At 46.2% G+C, this 15,423-nt stretch carries 14 protein-coding genes; 11 read left to right on the top strand and 3 right to left on the bottom strand.

What is annotated here, in order from left to right; genetic code table 11:
- Positions 1–47 precede the first annotated feature (47 nt).
- From dcd to dcuC, 3 genes are all read left to right on the top strand, one after another.
- A complete protein-coding gene (gene dcd, locus K7X24_RS11580) occupies positions 48–629 on the top strand; it encodes a dCTP deaminase (protein WP_224555034.1) in 582 nt (193 codons plus the stop codon).
- Positions 630–692: 63 nt separating this feature from the next.
- Entirely contained in the window at positions 693–2,528 is a 1,836-nt protein-coding gene (gene asmA, locus K7X24_RS11575; protein WP_224555032.1) for an outer membrane assembly protein AsmA, read from the top strand.
- A gap of 264 nt (positions 2,529–2,792) precedes the next feature.
- A complete protein-coding gene (gene dcuC / locus K7X24_RS11570) occupies positions 2,793–4,145 on the top strand; it encodes an anaerobic C4-dicarboxylate transporter DcuC (protein WP_224555030.1) in 1,353 nt (450 codons plus the stop codon).
- Positions 4,146–4,188: 43 nt separating this feature from the next.
- Here the strand turns inward: dcuC and hepT are convergent, their stop codons facing one another.
- The 3 genes from hepT to K7X24_RS11555 form a co-directional block, all read right to left on the bottom strand.
- Positions 4,189–4,608: a type VII toxin-antitoxin system HepT family RNase toxin gene (gene hepT, locus K7X24_RS11565; protein ID WP_039535340.1), complete on the bottom strand. Its 420-nt coding sequence runs from the start codon at positions 4,606–4,608 to the stop codon at positions 4,189–4,191.
- On the bottom strand, positions 4,605–4,988 hold the full coding sequence (gene mntA, locus K7X24_RS11560; protein WP_224555028.1) for a type VII toxin-antitoxin system MntA family adenylyltransferase antitoxin: 384 nt from the start codon (positions 4,986–4,988) through the stop codon (positions 4,605–4,607). The genes hepT and mntA overlap by 4 nt, the downstream gene beginning before the upstream one ends.
- Positions 4,989–5,100: 112 nt before the next feature.
- Entirely contained in the window at positions 5,101–6,687 is a 1,587-nt protein-coding gene (locus K7X24_RS11555) for a TerC family protein (protein WP_224555026.1), read from the bottom strand.
- Positions 6,688–7,432: 745 nt separating this feature from the next.
- On the opposite strand from K7X24_RS11555, the gene wecA reads away from it, so the two are divergent.
- The 8 genes from wecA (at position 7,433) to K7X24_RS11515 (ending at position 15,423) form a co-directional block, all read left to right on the top strand.
- The gene (gene wecA / locus K7X24_RS11550) at positions 7,433–8,530 is read left to right on the top strand and encodes a UDP-N-acetylglucosamine--undecaprenyl-phosphate N-acetylglucosaminephosphotransferase (RefSeq protein WP_224555121.1); all 1,098 of its coding nucleotides are present in this window, start codon (positions 7,433–7,435) and stop codon (positions 8,528–8,530) included.
- 117 nt (positions 8,531–8,647) lie between these two features.
- Positions 8,648–9,784 carry a polysaccharide export protein gene (locus K7X24_RS11545; protein WP_224555024.1) on the top strand — a complete coding sequence of 379 codons (1,137 nt, stop codon included), beginning with the start codon at positions 8,648–8,650 and terminating at the stop codon, positions 9,782–9,784.
- 8 nt (positions 9,785–9,792) lie between these two features.
- Complete coding sequence (locus K7X24_RS11540; RefSeq protein ID WP_116164283.1) at positions 9,793–10,227, top strand: protein tyrosine phosphatase; 435 nt, start codon at positions 9,793–9,795, stop codon at positions 10,225–10,227.
- 15 nt (positions 10,228–10,242) lie between these two features.
- Positions 10,243–12,414, top strand: coding sequence for a tyrosine-protein kinase Wzc (gene wzc / locus K7X24_RS11535; protein ID WP_224555022.1), 2,172 nt, complete (start codon positions 10,243–10,245; stop codon positions 12,412–12,414).
- Positions 12,415–12,684: 270 nt separating this feature from the next.
- Positions 12,685–13,560, top strand: a complete 876-nt coding sequence (gene rfbA, locus K7X24_RS11530; protein WP_039473800.1) for a glucose-1-phosphate thymidylyltransferase RfbA — start codon at positions 12,685–12,687, stop codon at positions 13,558–13,560.
- 8 nt (positions 13,561–13,568) lie between these two features.
- Positions 13,569–14,441, top strand: a complete 873-nt coding sequence (gene rfbD, locus K7X24_RS11525; RefSeq protein WP_224555020.1) for a dTDP-4-dehydrorhamnose reductase — start codon at positions 13,569–13,571, stop codon at positions 14,439–14,441.
- Between the two features lie 10 nt (positions 14,442–14,451).
- The gene (gene rfbC, locus K7X24_RS11520) at positions 14,452–14,997 is read left to right on the top strand and encodes a dTDP-4-dehydrorhamnose 3,5-epimerase (protein ID WP_165707548.1); all 546 of its coding nucleotides are present in this window, start codon (positions 14,452–14,454) and stop codon (positions 14,995–14,997) included.
- A gap of 27 nt (positions 14,998–15,024) precedes the next feature.
- The gene (locus tag K7X24_RS11515) at positions 15,025–15,423 is read left to right on the top strand and encodes a sugar 3,4-ketoisomerase (protein ID WP_039492590.1); all 399 of its coding nucleotides are present in this window, start codon (positions 15,025–15,027) and stop codon (positions 15,421–15,423) included.

Here is a 15,423-nt window from a genome sequence, read left to right as displayed (position 1 = left end):
GTAGATGAGGTTTATCTGATAGATACCGGCGTCGAATGGAGAATAAGATGAGACTGTGTGACCGTGACATTGAAGCCTGGCTGGATGATGGCCGACTGGTGATTACACCCCGTCCGCCTACTGAGAGGATCAGTGGCGCGACCGTTGATGTTCGTCTGGGAAATCAGTTTCGCGTCTTCCGCGGACATACTGCGGCCTTCATTGACTTAAGTGGCCCGAAAGATGAAGTCAGCGCATCGCTGGATCGCGTCATGAGTGATGAAATCAATTTGCCTGAAGGTGAGGCGTTTTTCCTGCACCCGGGAGAATTAGCGCTGGCCGTGACGTTTGAATCCGTTACGCTGCCGGATAACTTGGTTGGCTGGTTGGATGGTCGCTCTTCGCTAGCCCGTCTGGGATTGATGGTTCACGTCACCGCACACCGTATTGATCCAGGCTGGCAAGGAAGAATTGTGCTGGAGTTCTATAATTCAGGTAAGTTGCCGTTGGCGCTACGCCCCGGCATGATGATTGGCGCTCTGAGTTTTGAACCGCTTTCCGGACCGGCTGCTCGTCCTTACAACCGCCGTCAGGATGCCAAATATAAAGATCAACAGGGTGCGGTAGCGAGCCGGATCGATAAAGACTAAGTGTCTGGCGACAGGCCTGTAAAGTAAAACGCAGGTGGCCGTGCGTTTCGCAATGAGGATGGCATGAGAAGATTTCTGACGACGCTGGCAATTCTGCTTGTGGTGTTGGTGGCAGGAATGACGGCCTTGGTCGTACTAGTTAATCCCAATGACTTCCGCGCTTACATGGTGAAGCAGGTTGAGGAACGTAGCGGCTATCGTCTTCATATGGATGGCGATCTGCGCTGGCACGTGTGGCCGCAGCTGAGTATTTTATCTGGTGGTATGTCATTAAGTGCACCGGGCTCTAGTGAGCCAATTATTAGCGCTGAGAATATGCGCCTTGATGTGCAACTGTGGCCGCTACTGTCACACAAGCTGGCCGTAAAACAGGTGATGCTTAAAGGGGCCATTATTCGCCTGACGCCGGAAAGTGAAGCCAAGCAGGCCAACAATGCGCCCATTGCCCCGGCGGGATCGCAGACGCCATCCGAAGAACGGCGCTGGCGACTGGATATCGATAAGATAAAAGTTGCTGATAGCCTGTTGATTCTGCAACGTAGCAAGAATGAACAGATTAATGTTCGTGATATTAATCTTGCTATGGAGCAGAACCGCGACCGCCAGGTCAACATTGAATTATCAAGCCGCATCAATCGCGATCAGCGCGACATTGCCTTCTCACTTACCGCCGATGTCGATTTGCTGCATTTCCCTCAGCAGGTTAATGCCAATATTACCAAACTGGATTACCAACTTCAGGGGGCAGGAATACCGGCAAACGGTATCAGTGGAACGGGGAGTGTTCAGGCAAGTTATCAACAGCAGCCTGAAAAAATCACGTTTAGCCAGCTTTCACTCAATACCAATAATAGCCAACTGTCAGGAGCCGGTAGCGTGACGCTGGGGGATATCCCACACTATGAATTGGATCTGTTGTCTGAGAAGCTGGATTTGGATTCCCTGCTAGGGATCGCGTCGGTGAAAGAGAACAATGCCGCTGTCGTATCAGCTAAATCATCAGCTCCTGTCATTTCAAATGAAAGTGGGTTAACCAAGCCAGAAGACGGCTTAAAGACGTTCACAGCGAGTCTGTCGCTACAGGTCGCGACGCTGGTCTATCGTGGGCTCGATGTCCGCCAATTTACGCTACGGGCAGACAATCAGTTGGGGCTGCTGGATGTTACTGCCTTGAGCGGTGAACTGGGCGGTGGATATTTCTCATTGCTCGGTAAAGTTGTGACGAATTCATCAACCAACATCATGCTACGGCCGGAGCTCAAGGATGTTGAACTGTCTCAACTGATGACTGTGTTTACGCTGCCCGCCGAGACGGTCAGTGGGAAATTGTCGATGGCAGGGCAGTTCAGCGGCAATAGCTTTGCGCTACCTGCGTTGCTCCAGCAGTGGCAGGGGACGGCGACGCTGCAAGGCAATAACGTTCGTCTACAGGGTTTGAATATCCAGCAAATGGTGCAGATGGCTGTCGCGCGTAGCAATGGGAATGTCCGAGGACAAGAGCGCTACGAGCGCTATACCGAACTGCAACAGCTGACTGGGAAAGTACAACTGAATGCGGGTAAGTTACGTCTTACCGATCTCACTGGCAGCTCAGAGCTGCTGTCGCTAAGCGGTGTTGGACAATTCGATTTGCCAGCCCAGACGTGTGATGTCAATTTGAATGTCTCTATCACGCAAGGGTGGCAGGGAGATGAGCAACTGGTCAGCGTGTTGAAAAACACGGCAATCCCGTTACGCGTCTATGGCGAGTGGGATAAATTGAATTACCAATTGCAGGTGGATCAACTGCTGCGTAAACGCCTGCAGGACGAGCTGAAGAAACGCCTGAATGATTGGGCCAGCCAAAATCAGCAAAGCCAGAAGGGCAAAGATCTGAAGCAACTCCTCGATCGTCTTTAATTGTCTGACATGCTGCGCTTTTAGCCGGTTTGCTGATTCCTGTCAGCAAACCGGCAGCTTCTCCCTCATGCTTTCCCTTAATCTGTCATCCTTCCCCAGCTTGGCTTTGTGCTCGGTGTCTCTTTTTTAACGCCGAATGTTAATATTTTTCTCTTTTTTTATTTTCTAAAGCAGTAAACTTCGCTCCCTATTTTCGGTGCGGTGCTATTCCGCTGCCGAGGAATGTCTGTCAGATAATTTATTACTCAGGTATCGAAACCCACTATGCTCGAACTTTTGATTGGTGTTGCTGTAACGATTCTGGTTGGTCGTTACATTATAAAAGGGTACTCCGCGACTGGCGTGTTGCTGGTAGGTGGCCTCTTACTTTTGGCAATCAGTGCCATGCTGGGGAAAAACGTATTGCCAGCCAGTGCGAAGGCGACAGGCTGGAGCGCAACAGATATTGTTGAATACGTAAAAATTTTGCTGATGAGCCGCGGTGGCGATCTCGGCATGATGATTATGGTGCTGTGTGGATTTGCGGCTTATATGACGCACATTGGTGCCAATGATGTTGTCGTGAAGCTGGTTTCCCGTCCGCTGAAAATGATTAACTCACCTTACTTACTGATGATCGCGGCCTATTTTGTCGCCTGTTTGATGTCGTTGGCGGTGTCATCGGCCACGGGACTCGGTGTACTGTTGATGGCAACCCTGTTCCCCGTCATGGTGAACGTCGGTATTAGCCGCGGTGCCGCTGCCGCAATCTGTGCTTCCCCTGTGGCGTTGATCCTGTCACCGACGTCGGGCGACGTGGTACTTGCTGCACAGGCATCACAGATGAAATTAGTGGATTTTGCCTTTAAGGCCACGCTGCCTATTTCCATCATGGCGATCGTGTGTATGGCCGTCGCGCATTTCTTCTGGCAGCGCTATCTGGATAACAAAGCGAATGTTAGCCATGAGATTCTGGATGTCAGCGAGATCAAGACGGATGCCCCGCGTTTTTACGCCATTCTGCCGTTTACGCCGATCATGGGGGTGCTGGTGTTTGATGGCAAATGGGGGCCGGAACTGCATATCATCACCGTACTGGTTATCTGTATGGTGCTGGCCGCGGCGCTGGAATTTGTCCGTTCGTTCAGTGCGCAAAAAGTGTTTGATGGGCTGGATATGGCTTACCGTGGGATGGCCGATGCCTTCTCTAGCGTCGTCATCCTGTTGGTTGCAGCGGGTGTCTTTGCCCAGGGGCTTGGCACTATTGGCTTTATCAGCGGTCTGATTGGCCTTGCGCAGTCATTCGGTAGCGGCGGGCTGGTGATTATGTTGGTGCTGGTTGCGATCACGATGTTGGCTGCGATGACTACGGGCTCGGGTAATGCGCCGTTCTATGCGTTTGTTGAGCTGATTCCAAAGCTGGCGTCACAAATGGGTATCAACCCTGCTTATCTGGCGATTCCGATGCTTCAGGCTTCCAACTTGGGCCGTACCATTTCTCCGGTATCCGGCGTAGTCGTTGCCGTTGCTGGGATGGCGAAAATATCGCCGTTCGAGGTAGTGAAGCGCACATCAGTTCCCGTTCTGGTTGGGCTGATTGTGGTGGTGGTGGCCACCGAAATTATGGTGCCTGCCTGATAGCAGAAATTAGGTAAACAGCAGCACCTTTAAGCTATGTGCTCTAAAGGTGCTGGCTGTCGCTGTACCGGGCTATTTGTTTGATAAAATGTTCAAAGTCGCTTAAACGATGAGAAATGACGTGGATGACAATATCCAGATTGAGCGCCTGATAGTCATGCACGGCAATATTTCTTAATCCCACCATTTTTTGCAAATTATCAGACAGATCAACCGTAATAATTTGGTTTGCAGCAAGAAGCGCGAAGCTATCGCGGCTACTTTGTGGTATGCCTAGCTGCTTGATACGGATAAGATAATTAGCGATATCAATAGCGGCTTCGCAGGCACGCTGTATGTTAAGTATGACGGAATCTTGCTTGGTGAAGTTTTGACGAAACCCTTCCTCAGTATCGAATTCCTCACGAATACGACGTAGGCATCTTTGTATGGTGCTGCTTTTGTTAAGCAAGATATCTGTCATGCTTTTAGATCCTGATTAAAGCTACGAATGATATCCGCTCGCTCTTTTTGCAGATGCTGGTACATCGAAAGTGTTGTCATTTCAAATTCCCCCGCTGCTGTTTCCGCATCATAAAGCAGCTTGCCGTTACGAACGATCTCCATTTTTAATACCGTTGAAGCCTGCAATAAATCGATCAGATCGACGTCATGACCTACTTCCTTTGCTAATTGATTAGATAGCTCCCAGCGTTCAACGGGATCCAGTGCTCTTGTAGCCATGATGGCGATATCAATGTCGCTGTCCGCTCTGGCATTGCCTGTAGCCTGAGAACCAAAGAGATAAATAATTTTGATGTCGGACATCTGTTTTTTCAGTGTCAAAACGATCTTATCGAACATGTCATAGCCCCCGTTCCTACGATTCTCTTATTGTCTGATAGGATTGCTCGAACATCAATGCATTGCCCGTCAGGGGAGGGAACAGATAAGTCATCCCCCAGCTCCTATTTCATCACACTTCAAAATCAGTCTGTGGCTCGTCGTTCGGTGTGATACGGACCTCCACGATACGATGACTTTCCACTGCCAGAATAGTGAACTGATAACTATCAATTGACAGTGTATCGCCCACCTGTGGAACCCGCTGCGAGTGCTCCATCAATAGCCCTGCCAATGTGTAGTATTCGCGCTTTTCATCCAGCGTCAGCGGAACATACATCGTTAAGTCTTCCAGTGGAATATAGCCATTTACGATCCAACTGCCGTCGTCATTTTGCTGAATGCTGTGGCGCGCATCGCGATCTTCTCCTTCGCGCGGCAGATTGCCAGCAATGGTTTCCATCACGTCGCTTAATGTCACTATGCCTTCCATCGAACCGAATTCATCAACGACAAACGCAAAGTGCGTTCGCGCTTCTCTAAACTGTTCCAAAGCCTGTAAAAGTGAAAGCTGTTCAGGAAAGACCAGCGGCTGACGAATCAGAATACGTGGGTTAAACGGCTCGCGGTTTAGCTGCTGTTGTAGTAATTCGGCAACATTTATGATGCCTAGCGGCTCGTCGGAGGTGTGGCTGTCAGTGACCACGAGTCGGGAATGCTGGTTGGTCGTTAACAGTTTGGCGAGTGCATCCTGCGTAATATCCAGCTCAACCGAGTCGATATCATGCCGCGACGTCATAATGCTGCTGATGGTTCGCTGCGCCAGCCCTAATACCCGCTTTATCATCCGGCGTTCCTGAATATTGAAGACTTCCTGACCTGCCCGGGTGTTATCTGCAATCATCGACGAGGTTTGATTGTCCAGTTCAGCCTCTTCATGGTTACCGCGCAAAATACGCAAAACCACTTCCGCGGTGCGCTGGCGCAGTGGGACCGAGGAAGAAAGAAAGCGCCGGCGGTTGAACATAGAAACCTGATTCAACATCTCAATCATCACCGAGAAACCTATCGCGGCGTAGAGATAGCCTTTGGGAATGTGATAACCAAAGGCATCCGCTACCAGACTGAAGCCAATCATCAACAGGAAGCTGAGACACAGAATAACGATGGTCGGGTGTTCAGCGACAAAGCGGGTCAGCGGCTTGCTAGCCAGCAGCATCAGGAAAATAGCGATGGTCACGGCGGACATCATGACCAGCAGGTGGTCAGTCATGCCGACGGCAGTAATCACGGAATCCAGTGAGAATATGGCATCCAGTACTACAATCTGTGCGACTACCGGCCAGAAACGAGCGCCTTTACGTTGAGCTTGCTGCCCCTCATCTTTTCCTTCGAGACGTTCGTTGAGTTCCATGGTGGCTTTAAAGAGTAGAAACAGCCCTCCAACCAGCATGATGACATCGCGAGCGCTGAATGTGTGCCCAAGGAACGTGAAGAAGGGGGTAGTCAACGACACTAGCCACGAAATGGATGCCAGTAGGCCCAGTCGCATAATCAAGGCAAGTAACAGACCGACGACTCTGGCTTTATCGCGTTGTTCTTTTGGTAGTTTCTCAGCCAAAATGGCAATGAAGATAAGATTATCAATGCCCAGAACCAGTTCCAGGACAACCAGCGTGGTCAACCCGGCCCATATCGTTGGATCAGCGATCCACTCCATATCTCTTTTTTCACCTTTAAATGAACCTAACCTCGATAGCGTATCAGGGCATGCGCAGATGAACCAGAATTTGCAGGGATATTCTTTACCATGGGATAGCGTTAGCAGACGTTAGGTTATGTTTTTGTCTTTTTTATGCCCAACATATTGGGGGCGTTACTGACATTACAAAATAATGTAATAGATCTTAAGCAAAATTTTATGCGGCATAGCAGAGATACAGGTCGTAACATTTGATTACGCTATGTATCCGAGCATAGAATGGCGCCCAGTTGCGAATAGCCACACAATTCTGTGGTTTTACATTCCATACCGCTGCTTTTATGACTGAAATAGACTGGTCTTGTTCTTTTAGTTGATTTTTTATACTTATGGAGTTTTTTACACAATGGATACCCGTAGTCTTATTCCGAAAAAACCTCTCCCTAAACATCTTATCCTTGTGCTCCCGCTTGAGTGGTTAATACTATGTTAGTTGTTTAGGCTGGGTTTAGTATTGCCTTTCACATTGAGGATATGGAATGGCAGGTCTGTCAACTGCCGTATGCTTGCTGCTCGAGAGGGGGCACGTCGATGGTTTACTCTCTCTCTCTAAAATAAAAACCATAATAAATCTGTAGCTTAACGCTTTAAAAATGTAAACCACAGGACTGGGGCCGTATTTTGATAGTGCATTGGTAGCTACAAGCCAAGGGCGGTAGCGTGCCTGGTGCAGAAACATACAACGGTTGATGATGGTGTAAAAATGCAAGAATTTATAGTGATATTTCTAAGCGCTTTTGCCGCACTGTTCTTAGCTAGAAAAGTGGCAATCAAAGTGGGTTTAGTTGATAAACCTAACATCCGTAAGAAACACAAAGGCCATATTCCCCTTGTTGGAGGGGTATCGATCTATCTTGCCCTATGGGTTTTATACGTCTTGCAACCAAATTGGTTACCCGATTTTTCTCTCTATATGGTTTGTGCCACCGCACTTTTGGCTGTTGGGGTGCTGGATGACCGTTTTGATCTCCCCGTGTTACCCCGAGTAGGGCTGCAAGCTGGCGTCGCTGGATTAATGATGTATGCAGGGTTGTATTTAGAGACATTAGGGCACGTTCTCTTCGGATATGAGCTTTTCCTCGGCATCTTTGGCTACACGGTGACATTATTTGCCGTATGGGGAGCCATCAATGCCTTCAATATGGTTGACGGCATTGATGGCTTACTGGGAGCGCTTTCCTGCGTAACATTTGGAGCGCTCGCTATTGTGTTCTACCTTGGTGGCCATAATGAATTAGCGCTCTGGAGCGCGTGCCTGCTCGCGGCAACGTTGCCTTATATTTTCCTTAATTTAGGCATAGTGTGGGGGAGTAAATTCAAGGTATTCATGGGCGACGCGGGCAGTACGCTGATCGGCTTTACGGTGATATGGCTACTGATGTTGGCGACACAGGGTGAAAATGCAGTTATTCGTCCGGTGACTGCGCTCTGGCTTATCGCTATCCCACTCATGGATATGGTGACAATTATGGTTCGCCGTGTTCGACGTGGCGATAGCCCGTTTAAACCTGACCGTGAGCATTTGCACCATATCTTAATGCGCGCAGGCCTTACTCCGCATCAGGCGCTGGTCGCTATTCTTCTTGTAGCGATGCTATTTTCAGCGATAGGAATTCTTAGCGAGCGTATTGGCATCGCTGAGTCTATTATGCTTAGTGTATTCCTCATGGTTTTTTGCGGTTACTTCTGGATGATTAGTCGGATATGGCGTGTGTTGACATGGTTTCGGAAAACCACTCGCGATCCGCATTCTGCTGTAACGATCGTGGAAAAAAATGGTACAACACCGTTAAAACGGTGAATTGTCAGCATTTAACACCGTAGACCATGGGTTAATCTAATAACTTATTCTCTATAATAATGAGCTATTTTGTAGGGATTTGCGCAATATTCAATCAAGAGCGATGGCATAGACAGGATGATGAAGCACAAACGAAAATTGATGCCCTTGATGGTGTCGGTAGCGCTATTGAGCGGTTGTACCCTAGTTCCTGGTTCCCACCTTTCTACTAGCGGTAAAAACGTAGTTGAACAGCAAGATGCGGATTTCAATATCGATAAACTGGTCAATGTTTACCCACTAACCCCTTATTTAGTGGAGAAGATGCGACCTAAACCACTAATAGCGCAGACTAATCCTGCCTTGGAGAAAGAATTACAGGGTTATGAATACCGCATCGGTATTGGTGATGTCATCATGGTGACGGTGTGGGATCACCCTGAATTGACAACACCAGCAGGGACCTACCGTACCGCAGCTGATACCGGTAACTGGGTACATTCCGATGGTACAATTTTTTATCCATACATTGGAAAAGTCAGCGTTGCTGGCAAAACAGTCACTGAAGTGCGCGATCAAATTATGGGACGCTTAGCGCAATATATAGAGTCGCCACAAGTTGATGTCAGCATTGCTGCCTTTCGCTCACAGAAAGCTTACGTGACAGGTGAAGTAGCGACGTCTGGGCAACAACCAATCACCAACGTACCCCTGACGGTGTTGGATGCCATCAACAAAGCAGGTGGGCTGACAGAAAATGCCGACTGGCGTAATATTGTGTTGACCCACAATGGCAAAGAACAACGACTTTCTCTTCAGGCGCTGATGCAAAATGGCGACCTTTCACAAAACCATCTGCTTTACCCTGGTGATATCCTCTACATTCCCCGTAATGACGATCTGAAAGTCTTTGTAATGGGGGAAGTCAAAAAACAAAGCACCCTCAAAATGGATCGCAGCGGCATGACGCTGACGGAAGCACTGGGTAATGCTGAAGGGATGGATCAAACCTTTTCTGATGCCACGGGCATTTTTGTTATCCGCTCGTTACGCGGCATGCAAGGTCCAAAACTGGCAGACATCTACCAACTTAATGCCAAAGATGCCACGGCAATGGTGATGGGGACCGAGTTCCAGCTACAGCCGTATGACATTGTCTACGTGACTACTGCACCGATCGTCCGCTGGAACCGTGTTATCGGCCAATTGGTCCCGACCATTTCTGGCTTTAACGAGTTAACCGAAGGGACGTTGCGTGTTCGTAACTGGCCGTAGAGATAACTATGTTTGATTCAATTTTGGTGGTGTGTGTGGGCAATATCTGCCGTTCCCCTACAGGGGAACGGTTGTTGAAACAGGCTTTGCCGACGAAAAAAATTGCGTCTGCTGGGTTAGGCGCACTGGTAGGGAAGCCCGCCGATGCGATGGCAACCGAGGTGGCAAGTCATCATGATCTTTCTCTTGAAGGGCACGAAGCGCAGCAATTAACCTCTGCGCTATGCCGTCAGTACGATCTGATTCTGGTGATGGAGAAAGGTCACATCGATGGCGTAAGCCGCATTGCGCCAGAAGTGCGGGGCAAAACCATGCTATTCGGGCACTGGTCAAACCAGCAGGAAATAGCCGATCCGTATCGTAAAAGCCGCGAAGCATTTGAATTCGTTTACTCACAACTTGAGCGGTCTGCGCAAAAATGGGTGCAGGCGTTAAATCGTTAATCGTCAGAGAATCCGATGACAGAGAAAACTTCAGTAAAAGTATCTGAAACTAATTCAGATGAGATCGATTTAGGGCGTTTATTAGGGACATTGCTGGATAACCGCTGGTTGATTATTGGTGTAACTGCGGTGTTTACCGTACTCGGCATTATGTATGCCATGTTAGCCACACCGGTTTATAAAGCCGATGCATTGATTCAGGTGGAACAAAGCTCGGGTAATTCGTTATTAAATGACATTTCCAGCATGTTGCCAGATGCCAAACCCCAGTCTGCTGCTGAAGTAGAACTGATTAGATCCCGCATGGTGATTGGCAAAACGGTGAACGATCTGGCGCTGGATATTGATGTTGAGCAAAAATATTTCCCGTTAGTGGGTAAAGGTATTGCACGGTTATCGGGCAATGAACCAGGAAAAATAGCCGTGTCTCGTCTTGATGTACCGGCATCCTGGCAGGATGAAACGCTGTCATTAGAAGTGTTAGCTAATCAGCAATATGCCGTGGAAGCGGGCGATACCGTGAAATTCACTGGCAGCGTCGGTCAGTTAGAAAATCACAGTGGTATTACCTTATTAGTCAGTGGTATTGAAGCTGAACTGGGTACCATTTTTCGCATTCAAAAACTGAATCAGTTAACTGCCATTAATGACCTGCTGGATAATTTTAGCGTAGCAGATAAAGGCAAAGACACAGGGGTATTAGCGCTTAGCTTGGAAGGCGAAGATCCGGTGCTTACTGCTAAGATATTAAGCAGTATTAGCCAAAATTATCTACAACAGAACGTAGAGCGTAAATCCGAAGAAGCCGGTAAAAGTCTTGAGTTCCTTAAAGAACAGCTTCCCAATGTGCGTAGCTCACTGAATGACGCGGAAAACAAGCTTAACCAATTCCGCCAGCAGAATGAATCGGTCGATCTTTCTTTGGAAGCTAAGGCGGTGCTGGATACGACCGTTGCGGTTGAAGCGCAGTTAAATGAACTGACGTTTAAAGAAGCAGAAATTTCAAAGCTGTATACCCGCGAACACCCCGCTTATCGAGCCCTGATGGAAAAACGTAAAACGTTAGAACAAGAGCGGGATAAGCTGAATAAACGTGTAGGGGCAATGCCGAAAACCCAGCAGGAGATCTTGCGCTTAACGCGGGATGTACAGGCAGGGCAAGAAGTGTATATGCAACTGTTGAACAAACAGCAGGAGCTGAGCATTAACAAGGCCAGTACTGTCGGTAATGTACGCATCGTGGATAACGCCGTAATACAGCCTAAGCCGGTGAAACCGAAAAAGGCACTGATTGTTTTGCTGGCAATGATTCTGGGCGGCATGGCATCAACAGCTTTCGTCATACTGAAAACGCTGTTGCATAAAGGCATCGAAAGCCCAGAACAGCTGGAAGAATTAGGTATCAACGTCTACGCTAGCGTGCCACTTTCTGAATGGCAACAGAAAAAAGACCGAGCCTTACTAGGTAAGAAGAGTAAGAAAGGCAACACGCGAGCGACGGATTTATTGGCATTAGGCAATCCAGCCGATCTGGCGATTGAAGCTATTCGCAGCCTGCGTACTAGCCTGCACTTCGCCATGATGGAAGCGAAAAACAATGTACTGATGATTTCCGGCGCTAGCCCAGCAATCGGTAAAACCTTTGTCAGTGCCAACCTAGGGGCTGTTATTGCCCAATCAGGACAGCGCGTACTGATCGTTGACTGCGATATGCGTAAAGGTTATGCCCATGAGTTGATGGGGACCGATGGAGCCAATGGCCTGTCAGACATTTTATCTGGCCAGTGCGATGTGACAAAAAGTGTGCGCAAAACCGCTGTGGACAACATGGAATTTATTCCACGTGGGCAGGTGCCGCCGAACCCTTCAGAGCTATTAATGCATAGCCGCTTTGCGGAGTTCATTAAATGGGCAGGTGAGCATTATGATTTGGTGTTGTTGGATACGCCTCCAATCTTGGCTGTGACAGATGCAGCGATCATAAGCCGTCACTCGGGAACGTCTCTGCTGGTTGCTCGTTTCGAAGTTAACACGCTAAAAGAAATTGAGGTCAGTATCCGTCGCTTTGAACAGAATGGTGCCGAAATCAAAGGTGTAATTCTCAACGCTATAGTTAAGCGAGCAGCAAGTTATTATGGTTACGGTAACTATAATTACTATGCTTATGAATATAAGTCGGAAAAGTAATGCAGTTACATAGCGCCTGCTAAGATTTTTAGCAGGCGCTATAGAAATAATTTTATTTTTAATCACTATGTTTACCCTCCATCTCTCTCCTGTTATACATATATCCGGAATTTTATTAAGCGTTGAGCTTTTTAATATTAATGATTTTTATTAGGAAGGTAGACTTTATATTTTTGATAGTGATTAATTTTTTCATAGAATAATAAAATATGGCAGTAAGAGCGTTGAATAATTCAGCTCTCGTAGATGCTTATATTCAGGAGATAACTAGTGAAAGGTATTATTTTAGCCGGTGGTTCAGGTACGCGTCTTTACCCTATTACTCTTGGTGTTTCAAAACAGCTTTTACCTGTTTATGACAAACCAATGATTTATTACCCGCTGTCGACACTAATGCTTGCTAACATCCGTGATGTATTAATTATTACAACGCCAGAAGATAGCAGTTCTTTTATTCGTCTGTTAGGTGATGGTTCAAAATACGGTATCAATATTGAATATGCAGTTCAACCGAGTCCAGATGGATTAGCACAGGCTTTCATTATTGGCGAATCTTTTATCGGTAATGACACATGTTGTTTAGTCCTTGGCGATAATATTTTCTATGGGCAGTCATTTTCTCGCACCCTTGCTCAGGCTGCTAGTCATGGTAGTGGCGCTACTGTGTTTGGTTATCGTGTGAAAGATCCAGAACGTTTCGGTGTTGTAGAATTTGATAGTAGCAATAAAGTGATTTCTATCGAAGAAAAGCCCAAAAATCCAAAATCAGATTGGGCAGTTACTGGGCTTTATTTCTACGATAATCGCGTAATTGATTTTGCAAAAGCGGTTAAACCATCTAGCCGTGGTGAGCTTGAAATTACTGCTGTGAATCAAATGTATCTGGATGATGGCAGCCTTAATGTAGAATTATTAGGGCGCGGTTTTGCGTGGCTTGATTCTGGTACGCATGAAAGCCTACATGAGGCATCTTCCTTTGTTGAAACGATCGAACATGTCCAGGGACTCAAAATTGCTTGTCTGGAAGAGATTGCCTGGAGAAAAGGATGGTTAAGTGCTGAAGAACTGGTCAAACGTGCTGAACCTATGCTCAAAAATGATTACGGAAATTATCTGATATCTTTGCTTAAACCTATTATTTCTTGAGAGCCAAAATGAAAATATTAATTACAGGTGCACACGGGCAAGTGGGGACCCGCTTGGTCGAGCGCTTAACTGGCAATACTGACATTTTGGCTATTGATCGCGATGTATTAGATATAACAAATCGAGACGCAGTTTTTAAAACCGTTACAGAGTTTAAGCCTGATGTGATCATTAATGCTGCAGCGCATACTGCCGTAGATAGAGCAGAACAGGAAGTTGAACTGTCGTACAAGATTAATCGTGATGGTCCATTATATTTGGCTGAAGCTGCACACAGTATTGATTCTACGATACTACACATTTCTACTGATTATGTATTTAATGGCGAAAGCGATGTTCCTTATGTTGAGTCAGATTCTGTTGACCCTAAAAGTGTATACGGAAAAAGTAAACTCGAAGGTGAGTTATCTGTTGCTGCCGCATGTCAGCGCCATATTATATTAAGAACTGCTTGGGTATTTGGTGAGGATGGAAATAATTTTGTCAAAACCATGCTAAGGCTTGGAAAAGAGCGTGAGTCATTAGGTATTGTTGCTGATCAGTTTGGCGGACCGACCTATGCGGGCGATATCGCTGACGCATTAATCCTTATAGCTGAAAAAACACAGTCTCCTGATTTTAATGCCTGGGGTACTTTTCATTTTAGTGGAATGCCTTATATCAGCTGGTTTGGATTCGCAGATAAAATTTTTGACTTAGCAATTGAAAAGAAAATTTTAAATAATAAGCCTGTATTATCTCAATTGACTACACAAGATTATCCTACCCCAGCACAGCGACCTAGTTATTCCAAACTTAGTTGTGAAAAAATAAACCAAGTCTTTGGCATTAAACCAAGTGATTGGATTAATGCTCTGGGAAATGTCCATTTATATAATTAAGTGATGAGTCATGAAAATCATTGATACAAAAATTACCGATCTAAAAATTATTGAACCAGCAGTTTTTGGTGACGAACGCGGCTTTTTTTTTGAAAGCTTTAATAAGAATAAATTTGAAGAAGCAATAGGCTATTCAGTTGATTTTGTACAAGATAACCACTCTAAATCATCCCAAGGTGTTTTAAGAGGTTTGCATTATCAATTAGCACCACATGCACAAGGCAAGTTAGTCAGATGTATTGAGGGTGAAGTTTTCGATGTGGCTGTAGATATTCGTCAATCATCGTCAACCTTTGGTCAATGGGTTGGTGTCCATTTATCTGCAGAAAATAAGCGTCAATTTTGGATTCCTGAAGGATTTGCTCATGGTTTTGTTACACTGAGTAATTCGGCAGAGTTTCTTTATAAAGCTACGGATTATTATGCCCCTCAAAGTGAAAGAAGTATCAGGTGGGATGATCAAGAATTAAATATAATTTGGCCTTTAAGCATAGTTCAATTATCTGAAAAAGATAAAAATGCACCCTTCGCAAAAAACGCGGACTGCTTTAAATAGTGTTTAGTCTAAGGAAGTAACCCTTCTATGCAAATTAAATTAATTCAACTTCAGACTCATGGTGATGATAGAGGTTCTTTGATCGCTCTAGAACAGGATCACAATATTCCTTTTGAAATTAAACGTGTTTATTATTTATTTAGCACAAAAAAAAATGTTAGCCGAGGTTTTCATGCACATAAAGAACTTAAACAGGTAGCAATAGCTGTACGCGGTTCGTGTCGGTTCTTACTTGATGATGGTAATGAAAAGATAGAGTTACTATTAGACAATCCTGCTCAAGGGTTGCTAATTGAATCTTTTGTGTGGAGAGAAATGTATGATTTCTCAGAAGATTGTGTGCTAATGGTATTAGCTGACAGATTCTATGATGAATCAGATTATATAAGAAAGTATGATGAATTCATCGATCTAGTTAAGGTGTAG

It is taken from the genome of Pectobacterium versatile (assembly GCF_020166435.1).
GTDB lineage: Bacteria > Pseudomonadota > Gammaproteobacteria > Enterobacterales > Enterobacteriaceae > Pectobacterium > Pectobacterium versatile.
Note: the sequence above shows the minus strand (reverse complement) of the source record. Positions and strands in the feature narration are given on the sequence as shown.

Coding starts and splice junctions, on each gene's coding strand:
- K7X24_RS11540 (WP_116164283.1), top strand. CDS start 9,793: ATGTTTGATTCAATTTTGGTGGTGTGTGTGGGCAATATCTGCCGTTCC.
- hepT (WP_039535340.1), bottom strand. CDS start 4,608: ATGACAGATATCTTGCTTAACAAAAGCAGCACCATACAAAGATGCCTA.
- K7X24_RS11515 (WP_039492590.1), top strand. CDS start 15,025: ATGCAAATTAAATTAATTCAACTTCAGACTCATGGTGATGATAGAGGT.
- rfbD (WP_224555020.1), top strand. CDS start 13,569: ATGAAAATATTAATTACAGGTGCACACGGGCAAGTGGGGACCCGCTTG.
- asmA (WP_224555032.1), top strand. CDS start 693: ATGAGAAGATTTCTGACGACGCTGGCAATTCTGCTTGTGGTGTTGGTG.
- mntA (WP_224555028.1), bottom strand. CDS start 4,988: ATGTTCGATAAGATCGTTTTGACACTGAAAAAACAGATGTCCGACATC.
- dcuC (WP_224555030.1), top strand. CDS start 2,793: ATGCTCGAACTTTTGATTGGTGTTGCTGTAACGATTCTGGTTGGTCGT.
- dcd (WP_224555034.1), top strand. CDS start 48: ATGAGACTGTGTGACCGTGACATTGAAGCCTGGCTGGATGATGGCCGA.
- rfbC (WP_165707548.1), top strand. CDS start 14,452: ATGAAAATCATTGATACAAAAATTACCGATCTAAAAATTATTGAACCA.
- wecA (WP_224555121.1), top strand. CDS start 7,433: ATGCAAGAATTTATAGTGATATTTCTAAGCGCTTTTGCCGCACTGTTC.
- wzc (WP_224555022.1), top strand. CDS start 10,243: ATGACAGAGAAAACTTCAGTAAAAGTATCTGAAACTAATTCAGATGAG.
- K7X24_RS11555 (WP_224555026.1), bottom strand. CDS start 6,687: ATGGAGTGGATCGCTGATCCAACGATATGGGCCGGGTTGACCACGCTG.
- K7X24_RS11545 (WP_224555024.1), top strand. CDS start 8,648: ATGATGAAGCACAAACGAAAATTGATGCCCTTGATGGTGTCGGTAGCG.